Origin of the sequence: Pseudomonas sp. IT-P258 (assembly GCF_949767825.1) — a bacterium.
GTDB classification, from domain to species: domain Bacteria; phylum Pseudomonadota; class Gammaproteobacteria; order Pseudomonadales; family Pseudomonadaceae; genus Aquipseudomonas; species Aquipseudomonas monachiensis.
On record NZ_CATKPU010000020.1, the window covers coordinates 36,941 to 49,599 of the forward strand.

The 12,659-nt window shown below is 57.0% G+C and carries 8 protein-coding genes and 1 pseudogene; 5 read left to right on the plus strand and 4 right to left on the minus strand.

All coding sequences use genetic code 11. The features are described 5' to 3' along the window. Window positions 1-21: 21 nt before the first annotated feature. The 3 genes from ACM6G4_RS07135 to ACM6G4_RS07145 are packed head-to-tail and all read right to left on the minus strand — an operon-like array spanning window position 22 to window position 2,882. The gene (locus ACM6G4_RS07135; RefSeq protein ID WP_056726284.1) at window positions 22-828 is read right to left on the minus strand and encodes an ABC transporter permease; all 807 of its coding nucleotides are present in this window, start codon (window positions 826-828) and stop codon (window positions 22-24) included. Next, window positions 828-1,748, minus strand: a complete 921-nt coding sequence (locus tag ACM6G4_RS07140; protein ID WP_414913356.1) for an ABC transporter permease — start codon at window positions 1,746-1,748, stop codon at window positions 828-830. The genes ACM6G4_RS07135 and ACM6G4_RS07140 overlap by 1 nt, the downstream gene beginning before the upstream one ends. Before the next feature lie 15 nt (window positions 1,749-1,763). Beyond that, a complete protein-coding gene (locus ACM6G4_RS07145; RefSeq protein WP_414913357.1) occupies window positions 1,764-2,882 on the minus strand; it encodes an ABC transporter ATP-binding protein in 1,119 nt (372 codons plus the stop codon). A gap of 227 nt (window positions 2,883-3,109) precedes the next feature. Here ACM6G4_RS07145 and ACM6G4_RS07150 point away from each other — a divergent pair, with 227 nt between their 5' ends. After that, entirely contained in the window at window positions 3,110-4,015 is a 906-nt protein-coding gene (locus ACM6G4_RS07150; RefSeq protein ID WP_056726281.1) for a LysR substrate-binding domain-containing protein, read from the plus strand. 15 nt (window positions 4,016-4,030) lie between these two features. Here the strand turns inward: ACM6G4_RS07150 and ACM6G4_RS07155 are convergent, their stop codons facing one another. Further along, window positions 4,031-6,088, minus strand: coding sequence for a methyl-accepting chemotaxis protein (locus tag ACM6G4_RS07155; protein ID WP_056726280.1), 2,058 nt, complete (start codon window positions 6,086-6,088; stop codon window positions 4,031-4,033). Between the two features lie 332 nt (window positions 6,089-6,420). Here ACM6G4_RS07155 and ACM6G4_RS07160 point away from each other — a divergent pair, with 332 nt between their 5' ends. From ACM6G4_RS07160 to ACM6G4_RS07175, 4 genes and pseudogenes are all read left to right on the plus strand, one after another. Next, window positions 6,421-7,638 (plus strand): MFS transporter, encoded by a 1,218-nt coding sequence (locus ACM6G4_RS07160; RefSeq protein ID WP_056726279.1) that lies wholly within the window; start codon window positions 6,421-6,423, stop codon window positions 7,636-7,638. A 630-nt stretch (window positions 7,639-8,268) separates the two neighbouring features. After that, window positions 8,269-9,489: a Fic family protein gene (locus ACM6G4_RS07165; RefSeq protein WP_414913358.1), complete on the plus strand. Its 1,221-nt coding sequence runs from the start codon at window positions 8,269-8,271 to the stop codon at window positions 9,487-9,489. 304 nt (window positions 9,490-9,793) lie between these two features. Further along, window positions 9,794-11,229, plus strand: a pseudogene (locus ACM6G4_RS07170) (IS1182 family transposase). 246 nt (window positions 11,230-11,475) lie between these two features. Further along, complete coding sequence (locus ACM6G4_RS07175; protein ID WP_414913359.1) at window positions 11,476-12,570, plus strand: hypothetical protein; 1,095 nt, start codon at window positions 11,476-11,478, stop codon at window positions 12,568-12,570. The last annotated feature ends 89 nt before the right edge of the window (window positions 12,571-12,659 follow it).

A 12,659-nucleotide genomic window follows, 5' to 3' on the forward strand; every position in this document is an offset into this window, starting at 1 on the left:
TCCCCACAGTACGTAGAAGGTTCAGGTTTTCTTTTTGCCCAGCAGATAAGAGAGCGTGACGAACAGCACCGAGACGCCCAGGATCAGGGTCGAGACGGCGTTGACGTCCGGTGTCACGCCCATGCGCAACAGGCCGAAGATGAAGATCGGCAAGGTCGTGGTGCCGGCCTGGGAGACCATCATCGAGATCACGAAGTTATCCAGCGACACGATGAAGGCCAGCATCAGCCCGGAGAAAATCCCCGGCATCAGCAGCGGCAGGGTGACCTTGCGGAAGGTCCGCCACGGGCCGGCATACAGGTCGGCCGAGGCCTGTTCCAGGGACAGGTCCATGTCGTTCAGGCGTGCCCGTATCGGCAGAAAGGCAAACGGAATGCAGAACACGGTGTGCGCGATGATCAGGTTGCCGTAGCCCAGGGACAGGCCGATGGTGGAGAACAGCGCGAGGGTGGCGACGCCGACCACGATTTCCGGCAGCACCAGGGGCAACATGATCGCGCCCATGGACAGTTGCAGGCCCTTGAACTTCGCACCCCGTGAAGTGCCGAGGGCGGCGAGGGTGGCGATGGCCGTGGCGACCATGCTGGCGCAGACCGCGATCAACAGGCTGTTGCCGGCCGCCTGGCGCAGGGCCTGGTTGGCGAAGGCCGCGCGATACCAGTCGAGGCTGAAACCGGTCCACACCGTGGCCGACTGGTTGGCGTTGAACGAGAACACCACCAGCACCACGATCGGCGCGTAGAGGTACAGGTAGAACAGAAAACTGAAACCGCCGAAGCCCGGGAAATCCTGCACACCCAGCGTGTTGCGTTTGAACAGGCTGATCATCACGCACCTCCTTTGGCGATGCGCTGGCGCTCGGCACGCAGGGCATAAACCGTCAGTACCAACATCACCGCCGCCATCAGCACCAGCGACAGGGCCGCGCCGAATGGCCAGTTACGCGCATCGCTGAACTGCCGGAAGATCAGGTTGCCGAGCATCATCCGCGTGCCGCCACCGAGCAGTTCCGGGGCGATCATCGCGCCCAGGCAAGGCACGAAAGTGAGAATGGCGCCGGCGAGAATCCCCGGCCTGGCGATCGGAAACACCACCTTGCGCAAGGTTCGAATGCGTCCGGCGTAGAGGTCCTGAGCCGCTTCGAGCAGGCGGATGTCCATTTTTTCCAGGGTGGCGTAGATCGGCAGTACGACGAAGGGCGCGTAGGTGTAAACCAGCCCCAGCAGCACCGCGCCGTCGGTGTAGAGAAGTTGCAGCGGCTGGTCGATCACTCCGAGGCCCATCAGGCTGTTGTTGATCACCCCGGTATTGCGCAGCAGCAGAATCCACGCATAGGTGCGGATCAACAGGTTGGCCCAGAACGGCACGGTGATCAGAAAGATCAGCAGACCACGACGATGGGGCGGCTGCATGGCCAGCCACACCGCCACCGGAAAACCGATCAGCAAAGTGATGAGGGTGGTCAGCCCGGCGATGCCGATGGAGCGCAGGGCAATGATCAGGTAGGAGTCGGCGAAGGCCAGGCTGTCATCCAGTTGTCGTTCGAACAGCAACGAGGTGTAGGCGTCACTGCTCAATACCTTGTTCACCCCACCGTAGGGGTTGGCCTCCATCAACGAGTAACCGATGACGATCAGGATCGGCACGATCAGGAACAGGCCGATGGCGATCAGCGCCGGGCTGACCCCGAGAAAGCTCTGGAAGGCCCGCCGACGTTCCAGGGTATTGGCAATCGGTAAAGCGTGCATGGCGATTCCTCGTGCTCAATCGTGCAGGACGCTGGCGCTGCCCTGGTCGAACAACAGACCGGCCTGGGTGCCGACGGCGAAGCGTTTGCTCTGGTCGACGCAGTTGGGGGTGCGCACGGTGAGGCGCGAACCGTCGCTCAGGCTGACCTGGTATTGCAGGTCGGTGCCGAGGTAGATCTGCGCTTCGATTCGGCATGGCAAGGCACATTCGGTATTGCCCGGCACCAGATGCAAACGCTCGGGGCGTACGGACAGTGCGACGTTGGCCCCGACTCGAACATCGCTGCACGGCTGTGCAGGCAATGGATGACCGGCGGGGCCGGCGAACCAGGCCAGGCCGTCTTCGATGCGGGTGACCGTGCCTTCGATGAAGTTGGTTTCACCGATGAAATCCGCCACGAAGCGATTGCGCGGGCGTTCGTAGATGTCTTCCGGACGGCCGACCTGCTGCACCTCGCCTTCGGACAACACGGCGATGCGGTCGGACATGGTCAAGGCTTCTTCCTGGTCATGGGTGACAAAGATGAAGGTGATGCCGGTGCGGGCCTGAATGGTTTTCAGCTCTTCGCGCATGGCCTGGCGCAACTTGAGGTCCAGCGCCGAGAGCGGTTCGTCGAGCAGCAAGACTTTGGGGTGCGGCGCCAATGCACGAGCCAGGGCGACACGCTGTTGCTGACCGCCGGAAAGTTGCGCCGGCTTGCGGTTGGCAAAGCGTTCCATCTGCACCAGGGCGAGCATCTCGCGCACCCGTTCGGCCAATTGCGTTTTGTTCAGGACTTTGCCCATCGGGTGGGACTCAAGGCCGAAGGCCAGGTTCTCGGCGATGGTCATATGCGGGAACAACGCGTAATGCTGGAACACCGTGTTGACCGGGCGCTGGAAGGGCGGGCGGTCGGCGATGTTTTCGCCGTAGAGCAGAATCTCGCCTTCGGTAGGGAATTCGAACCCGGCGATCATCCGCAGGAGCGTGGTTTTGCCGCAGCCCGATGGGCCGAGAAGGGTGAAGAACTCGTTGTCGCGAATGTCCAGGTCGATGCTTTTGAGCGCCACCGGGCCAGTCTTTGGATCACCGTAGACTTTGCGCACTGAGCGGATGGACACCGCCAGCGTTTGCAGCGAATGCAGGGCATTCATGCGTTACCTCCGATTCCCCCATCGCCTGCGCACGTGCTGAAAACAGCTGTGTCGTCGGGCCATGGATATTATTTTTCTGGGCAGGATCGAGATTGCGTTCGGGTGTTGTAACCAGCTGTTTTTTGTTTTGCTGTGGATCGATTATCAGCGAGGGGTTGCGGGGGCGAAACTTCAATTTTAACATAGGGGCTGTTAAAAAATTTAACAGCAGAAGGCGCCCTAATACCATGCCTGACCACCGTTTGCCGCCGCTCAACGCAGTGCGTGCCTTTGATGCCGCGGCCCGGTTGGGCAGCTATGTCGAAGCCTCCAAGGCCCTGCACGTGACCCAGCCGGCCATCGGCCGCCACGTGAAACTGCTGGAAGACTGGCTAGGCATCCAACTGTTCGAGCGCACCTCTCGCGGGGTCAACCTGACGACGGCGGGGGAGAAGTACCACCGCAAGATCACCGCCGCCTTGCAGTTGATCATCGAGGCCGGAAAAGAGGCGCAACCCAAGCACGCCGAACGCTGGCTGCGCATCATGGTGGTGCCGGGGTTTGCCAAGCGCTGGCTGATGCCGCGCATCGAGGCTATGCGGCACCTGCGTCCGGGCTTGAAATTCGCCATCGAACCCAATTCGACCTTCACCGAGGTGGATGGCAAAAGCGCTGACCTGGGCATCGTCTACGGGTTGGACGGCCAATATGCCCACTCGCGCACCAGCCTGATTTGTCCTCGGGTGTTTCCGATCTGTTCCCCCGATTATCTGGCCAGCGTCGAGCCCATCGACAGTCCCGCGGACCTGGTGAAGCACAACCTGATCCACGTCGATGACGGCGAGTGGTGGAACCTGTGGTTCGCCGCCAATGACCTCGACATCCACCTCAATTCGGACATGCTCTACGTCAACAACGACCACGCCTTGTCGGTGGCCGAGAGCGGGCAGGGCATTGCGCTGGCCAACGAAGTGCTGGTGCGCGAAGAGCTCCATAGCGGCAAGCTGGTGCGGGTGGTGGACGCGCAAGTGAAGCTGGAAAGCTATCGGGTGCTGACGCCGTCCGCCGAACTCTCGGCGGACGTGGCGTGGTTTATCGACTGGCTAAAGAGCGAACTGGAGCAGGACTTCCCGGAGGCGGTGATCCGCGCCTGAGAAGTCCTGGCGGATTCAACTCAAGCGGAAACGCCCGGTGTTGGCGCTGAGGGCCTTGCTGCCGTGGCTCAGGGTGTCCGCTGCCTGGTTCACCGCGCGGGCACCTTCAAGAAGGCGCACCGCCGCTTGATCGACCTGCTGGATATTGCCGCTGACCTCGTCGGCGGTACTGGCCTGTTCTTCAACCGCCGTGGCGATTTGCGCCAGGGTATCGGTGACGCTCTGCACCGCACTGGCGATTTCACCGAGCCGTTCACCGAGGCCGGTGACCGCTTGTGCATCGCTCTCTGCCTGACTGCAGGCGGCTTGCATCAGGCTGACGGCCTCATTCACGGTGCTGCGCAGGCTGTCGACCGTGCCGGCAATCTGCGCGGTCGACGATTGCGTGCGTTGCGACAGGCTGCGCACTTCATCGGCTACCACCGCGAAGCCACGCCCTTGCTCGCCCGCCCGAGCCGCCTCGATGGCGGCATTGAGCGCCAGCAGGTTGGTCTGCTCGGCGACGCCGCGAATGGTGTCGACCACCAGTTGAATCTGCTGCCCCTGCTCGCTGACCCGGCCCAGCGCCGCAGCGGTCTCGTTCAGGCGTTGATTGAGTTGCTGGATGCTCGCGGTGGTGCGCAGGCTGTCACGGCTGCTGTCGGCGGCAATGCGTCGGGTGTGCTGGGCACTGCCGGACGCCTGTTCGCAACTGTGGGCCACCCCTTGTGAGGTGGCGGCCAGTTGTGTCGCCGCAGCGGCAATCTGGCTGATCTGCAACTGCTGGGCTTCGACTTCGCCCAGGGCATCGCTGGAGTGATGGTTGAGGGTTTGCACCGCGTTGCTCAGTTGCAGGGTTTCGTGATCCACCCCTTGCAGGCTGCTGCGCAGTTGCACCACGGCGACGTTCAGCGCGGTGCTGATGACCGCCAGTTCGTCCCGGCCCTGAACCGGCACTTGCAGACTCAGATTGCCATCGCGCAAGGCCTCGGCCAGCACCGTGATGCCGCTGGCGCTGCGGCGGATCGAGGCCTGCAAACAGATGAACAGATACAGTGCCGCCAACAGCAGGCAGCCCAACACGGCGGCCACCATAACGAACTGGCGGATCGCCGAGTCGTGGTAGTAATCCAGGCGCTGATCCAGCGACACCAGCGACTGCTGGCGCAACGAAGCGAGGTCGGAGAGCAGGGCATCGAGACTGCGTTCGAAATCCTCCGGCTTGAGGTTGATGCTGCCGCCGAACACGCCGTCATCCAGCACCTTCAGGCCCGCATCGAGGCGCTTGAGGCTGTCGTGGTACTGCCCGGCCCAGGTTTGCAGGGCGCTGGGCAAGCGCGCTTCGAGCAGGCCTGCGGTCTTCACCAGCTGCTCGCGCGCATCGCCGATGCGACTGCGCAAATCGCGCAGTTGCAAGCGGCTTTGCAGGGTGAACTGCCCGGACACCACCGAGGCCTGGCCTACCGCCGCCAGACGACCGACCCGTTCGATCAGGTCTGGCGCATGCTGGGTGGAGATCTGCGTCAGCAAGTAGGTTTCCAGCCACGGTGCCAGCGTCAGGCGATTGTCCATGGCGATCTGCTCGCGCAAGGCTTGCAGGGCGCTCAAGGCGTTGGTGAAGCGATCATAACCATCCGGCCACCAGCCGACATTGCTCAGGCTTTTTGAGTCGAGGCCATCGAGGGCGGTTTGCAGGGCCTGGTAACGCGACAGGGTTTCGCCCTCGGCGTTTTCTTTTTGCAGGGCATTGCCCAGCTCGGCAGTGGCTTGGCTGACGGCGGGCTGAACGGCATCGAAGGCGGCCATCGCGGCGAGGGTGGCCGGCGTTGGCTGGCGATTGGTTTCCGTGGCGCGCCACCGGGCGGCGCGATCACGCTGGGCGGCGAGCAGGTCATCCAGCGCATCGAGCGCAAGCAGTTGCCGCACCCCGGCGCGTTCGCCTGAGATCAGGTTGAGTTTGTCGCGATAGTCCTGGCCGATCATCCACAGGCTACCGGCCAGCGGCAGGATAAATAGCAGAAACAACAGCTGGAATTTACGTGCGAAGCCAAAACGCCCCAGCAGCCCGATCCCCGGTGATAAAAAAGCCTGCATGCCCCAAGACTCCTCTGGACACCACGCACTATTGGCGTGCGTCGGAGGTTGTGGACTCCGACTCGTGCCCTCTAAAAAGGCCTCGAAAGTTCACCCTTGTCCGCTCTGTAGGCCGACTCTGTAGCGAAACTTCCCATTGTCGGTCTCCTTTGTAAGGAGGCCGCGTTCAAGCAGACAAGGAAGGCAAGATTCAGACCATGGCTTTGCGCCATCAAGGAGGTGGAAATGAAAAATCGAAGTCGTTAGCAGGCTAAGGGGATGGCGTTGCTGCACTGAAAAATGGCACATTGACGCACCTGCACGTTTGTACCTCCTGTTGTCTGGAAATTCCCATGGCTATCAGCAACGCCCAGTCCGGCTCAGTGCCGGCGTCCGCAACGCCCCAAAGCAGTCCCCTGGTGATGCGCATCATCGGCGCCGTAGCGCTGGCGCACTTGATCAACGACCTGATCCAGTCGGTGCTGCCGTCGATCTATCCGATGCTCAAGGCCAACTATGGCCTGACCTTCACCCAGGTCGGCCTGATCACCCTGACATTCCAGTTGACGGCCTCGCTGCTGCAGCCATGGGTCGGTTACTACACCGACCGCCATCCCAAGCCGTGGTTGTTGCCGGCGGGGACGGTCTGCACCCTGGTAGGCATTCTGATGATGTCGGTGGTTGCCAGTTTCCCGTTAATCCTGTTGGCGGCGGGGCTGATCGGCATCGGTTCTTCCACCTTCCACCCGGAAGCGTCCCGCGTGGCGCGCCTGGCTTCGGGCGGACGCTTCGGGCTGGCGCAATCGACCTTCCAGGTCGGCGGTAATGCAGGCTCTGCGTTCGGCCCGTTGCTGGCGGCGGCGATCATCATTCCCTACGGTCAAGGGCACGTAGCCTGGTTCGGCCTGTTCGCGGTGTTTGCGCTGTTCGTGCTCTACCGGATCAGCCGCTGGTACGCCAACCACTTGAACCTGTTCAAGCTCAAGCAGGGCCAGGCTGCGACTCACGGCCTGTCCAAGGGCCGAGTCACCAGTGCGCTGGTGGTACTCGGGTTGCTGGTGTTCTCCAAGTATTTCTACATGTCGAGCCTCACCAGCTACTTCACCTTTTACCTGATCGAGAAGTTCGACCTGTCGGTGGCCAGTTCGCAGTTGCACCTGTTCCTGTTTCTCGGCGCGGTCGCGGCGGGGACATTCTTCGGCGGGCCGATCGGCGACAAGATCGGGCGCAAGGCGGTGATCTGGTTCTCGATCCTCGGTGTTGCACCCTTCACATTGCTGCTGCCCCATGTCGACCTGTTCTGGACCAGCATCCTCAGCGTTGTCATCGGCTTCATCCTCGCCTCGGCGTTCTCGGCCATCGTGGTGTATGCCCAGGAATTGGTGCCGGGCAATGTCGGGATGATCGCCGGGGTGTTCTTCGGTTTGATGTTCGGTTTTGGCGGGATTGGCGCGGCGTTGCTCGGGCATCTGGCGGACATTCACGGCATCGAGTACGTGTATTACCTGTGTTCCTTCCTGCCGTTGTTCGGGGTGTTGGCGATCTTCCTGCCCCGTACCAAAAAGGCATAGAGCTAAAAGAACGCAGCCTTCGGCAGCTCCTACGCCGATCATCTGTAGGAGCTGCCGAAGGCTGCGATCTTTTGAAATTCTCACAAAAAAGCCGCGTATCAAACGCGGCTTTTTCTTGTGCGTATGGCTTACACGTTGAAGCCGTACCTACCAATAATTAGCCATGGACATCCACCTAACTACCTGATTTTCAATGTTAATATGGAAGGGCGCGATGTCTATGGTTTGAATGGGTTTTAGATTGGATTTGAGCTAGGCATGTCCATAGCACATTGTGCCTGAATGCGCTGTCCGCTGTCCGCTGTCCGCTGTCCGCTGTCCGTTCGAAGTCGCTCTTACGTGTGCCGATTTCTACGAATGTTCGCCTCATCCGCGATTAAATGGTGAGTCCTTACTGGGGAGTATGCCAAACACCTTCCGGATCTATTTGGTAAACGAGCCATAAAAGGGTGCCCTATACCCAAAAAAGTCGCACCGAGAAATCCTGAGTCGGGCTACATCCCGATGCTCCATGCCACAAACAGGTGTACGCGTTTTAGTGCAGCACAACTGATCCAGTTTTTTTATACCCATGGTAAGCGGTCATTTGTCCACGCTATACTACCCTATAATATTCGGTAGAGAATTCGCATGATTCAGATCACTCCTTATCTTGACGGAATAAAGCTTGGTGAATATCAAGACAAGCTAGTTCATCTTTACCAAATCGATTCGCATCTTAATCAAAGTGTTCCAGACTCCATACGAAATTCTGTCGAGTGGCTTTTGAGGCAGGTTAATTGCTATTACAGCAACCGTATTGAGGGGAATCCAACTCATCCAAAAGAGTTGCTTAGAGCGCAAAATCCTCAAACTGGAATTAGTAGCAATATTACAGCTACTAGGTCTCGTGCAGTGCAAGAAATGCTTGCCCACCTAGAAGTGCAATTGAGACTGGAACATCGAAAAACTGCGGCGGCTGATATTTCGAGTCAAGACTTTATCAAAGGGTTGCACAGGTCTTTCTATCAAGGCCTGCCTGTAGACCAGTTGCATGTGAAAAATCAAGCTGATCACGATGTGCTTGACGTTGATGGCAAACCGCTTCTTATCGTACCTGGTGAGTACAGAATTCACCCTGTGATTGTGGGTAGCCATGAACCGCCGCCGGCGTCTGAGCTTAACTCTTACATGAATTGGTTACAGAAAAGCTTTGCTTTAGATAAGATATATGGAACTAATCGAGTCATTGCCGCTGCAGCCTTGCATCACCGGCTTGCATGGATTCACCCATTCCTTGATGGTAACGGACGCGTGATTAGGCTGCTGACCGACTGCTATATGCGCCATTCAGGATTCGGAGGTTATGGACTTTGGTCCATTACTCGTGGCTTCGGAAGAGATACTAGTGCTTATTACGAAGCACTTGCTCAGGCTGATAAACCACGTCAAGGATTGACTGATGGGCGCGGGGTTCTTTCAGATGCTGGGCTAGCCCACTTTACAAAATTTTTTATTGATACTGCATTGGATCAAATTTCATATTTTTCTGAGCTTTTGGAGCCCAAAAAGCTTAACTTGCGTATAGATATCTATTTTCAGATGCGCGAAAAAGGTGCGCTTCCCGGGGCTCCAGGAGAAGAACTTCCTCTTCTTAAATTAGCAGCGAGAGATATTTATAAGCATCTTCTGGATCGAGGGCCGCAGAGTAAATCAAGCATCTGTGCCTACCTCGGAAAGTCGGAGCAGTCCCTACGGGCGACTTTGAAGCAGTTGGAGGTTGAAAGACTGATAAAGCTTAATGATAAGGGTCACTACAAGGCCTTCATTTCACCAAATATAATTGAATATTTGTTTCCGAAGTTATGGTAGTAATAACCTGCGGCAACGTGAAGGGTTTATGGCGTTTGTTTTTCAGGCGTCAGATTTCTGTAAGCGATAACGAGAGTATTTTTTCGAGGGGGCGAGAATCTACGCATCGTAGATATAGTATTGCATATTCGATAGAGTCTGGAGTGCTGCGCGGTTAAAGCATATATTATGCGCGGCTCACTGCCAGGCTTGCTTTGAAGCGCTTCAGATGATCCCCGGAAACCGTCCACTTTCGACCCAGGCTGTGTGAAAACGCCTGCGATTGTCTAATCTTCTGATCGTCTAGATCGTGGCGGGGACGATCATGAAGCGATTCATTGAAGGTGAAGCTCGGACGCAAGTCACGTTGCTGCCGGAGTGCCTGGACGATTATGTTACTGAGGAAAATCCAGTGCGAGTGGTCGACGTTTTCGTCGATGAACTCGACCTGGGTGCACTTGAGTTTGAAGGTGTTGATCCTGCTGCAAAGGGCCGTCCGACCTACCATCCAGCGGTCTTGCTGAAGATCTATATCTACGTCTATCTTTATCGGATTCAGTCCAGTCGCCGGCTTGAACGTGAGGCCGAGCGCAACGTCGAGTTGATGTGGCTGACGGGCCGTTTGGCTCCTGACTTCAAAACCATCTCCGACTTTCGCAAGGACAACGGCAAAGCCATTCGCAGCGTCTGCCGGCAATTCGTAGTGCTTTGTCGCAACCTTAATCTCTTCTCTCAATCGATCATCGCCATCGACGGCAGCAAATTCAAAGCCGTCAACAACCGCGACCGTAACTTCACCCAGGGCAAAGTGAAGGCGCGCAGCAACAGATCGAGCAGAGCATTGACCGTTATCTAGCGGCGATGGATTCGGCGGATCGGGCAACGCCCGAAGTAGTCGAAGCCAAGGCTGAGCGCCTGAAAGACAAAATCGAAACATTGAAAAAACAGATGCAGAAACTCAAGGAAATCGAGGCGCAGCTTCACGATAGTCCAGACCAACAAATCTCTCTTACCGATCCAGATGCACGCTCAATGGCCACGAGTGGCCGAGGCACCGGAACGGTTGGCTATAACGTACAAACAGCCGTTGACGACAAGCACCATCTGATCATTGCCCATGAGGTGACCTACGTTGGCAATGACCGGACGCAGCTCAGCAATATGGCGAACCAGGCGCGTGAAGAGGTTGGCGCTGAGTCGCTGACGGTGGTGGCCGACCGAGGCTATTACAAGGGGTTGGAAATCCTTGCCTGCGAGCAGGCAGGCATCACCACCTTCGTACCGAAACCCCTGACATCAGGCAGCAAAGCCGAAGGCCGATTTGGTAAGCAGGACTTCATCTACGTTGCTGCATCGGACGCGTATCGATGCCCAGCGGGACAGTTGCTGACCCGGCGGCATTCTTCAGTGGAAGACGGCATGTTATTGCATTGTTACTACTTCTCGGGGTGCCAATCCTGCTCAATGCACAAGCAATGTACGACCGGTAAGGAGCGCCGGGTAAAGCGCTGGGAACATGAAATCGCCGTCGATGCGATGCAGGCTCGGCTGGAACATGATCCAACGATGATGAGGCGTCGCCGACAGACCGTTGAACATCCTTTTGGAACGCTCAAATAATGGATGGGAAGTACCCACTTCCTGACCAAAACCCTACCAAGGGTAAGCACCGAAATGAGCCTTCACGTGCTCGCCTACAACCTCAAACGAATGATGAGCATCTTCGGCATCGCAGGGTTGCTTGAAGCGATCAGGGCGTGAATCCGGTCGCTGGATCGTCCGTGTGCAACTGTTTGGGCCGCTCGCGCGGCCCAAACAGCATTTACGAACGCCTATGTAGCTGACTAGGGCAATTCGCGCTCCCATCTGCTGGTTTCGCAGGCAACGCCCGTAGCTCTCAGCTTTCGACGTATTTAGTGCGTTTTCACACAGCCTGGACCCATAGCTGCCGGCCATGACGTTCTATGCGGCTATGATCATAAGGACAGTCCCTATTGGCTAGCAGGCATGGCACACGAATTTGATTACATTCATACCTTGGAGGCTCGCAGCGATTCCACGCTGGAGATCCTTGAGAGCGTTTTGCAGCTGGATACCGAACAGATGCATCGAACTATTTGGGGCTCCTATTTGGCGTTACGTGCTGAACTCGATGCAAAGGGAATCGACTACAAAGACCTGAAGAATGCACTCATTCCGTTGACTAGAAAAAAGATAGAAACGGCTTTTCTTTTCGACTGGACAAAATTCAGCAGTGACTTCTATGGCCACGAGGTCATGGACATGCTTTTGCCCAAACTTGATCGAGGCGGTGCTCGGAGCCTCCTGTATGGAGACTGGATAGGAGCAACAGGTTCGTTTGCTCGCGTATACGAGAAGTGCTATGGCGAAACGGACTTGGAGGCTCGGTTTCCGAACGCTTGGCTCAGGGATACTGTGGCTCTCTACTATGTAAACAATTTGACGCCTACGAGCAAGCAGGCACTCGTGCAGTCCTTTTCAAATCATCCCGCGTACATGGGGGCCTTGGATCTAACCTATACAACGCTCATGAAAGCAATGATTTCCACGATGTTGATAAGAGCTTTCGTTCAGCATAAGAACATCATCATCGATACCCATGACGATGGCCTCGGCACACACCACAACGAAGGCTATTTACCTTGGGACTTCAAAGCGTTCGGATTCACAGTGAAGAGCATAGAAAGCTCGCTATACCGTATGTTTCTGTCCTACAAAATCGAGCGACCCGTTTTACAGCATGAACATGACGTGGCAATGTCTCTAAACTCGATAACGCCTTATCCCGCACACATCAAAAACTGCATACTGGATATAGACGAGAAAAAGTTGACTTACCTTCGCGATCAACACGCACCCGCCCTAATACATGCTGGATTAGCCGAAATTACAGCCGATGAACTGGCCATAAAGGTCAATAAAAAGCTTCGTGCTGGCTATATTTACAGCATGGGGCGCTCCAAAGAGGATGGCACGTTGAAGTTCAATGTCGTCGTTGAAGAAGTCGGTCGGTCACGCGTGCTTTGTGGGCTGAAATACTTCCCGTCTGAAGCTCGTGTAACCATCCTCACGCTCTTCTGATGTCATTTTCAGAAGACGACTGCACAGAACGTCAGAAGCCGAATGCACTACGGCGGTGGAGGAGATCTGGATCTCCATCAGGCAACGAC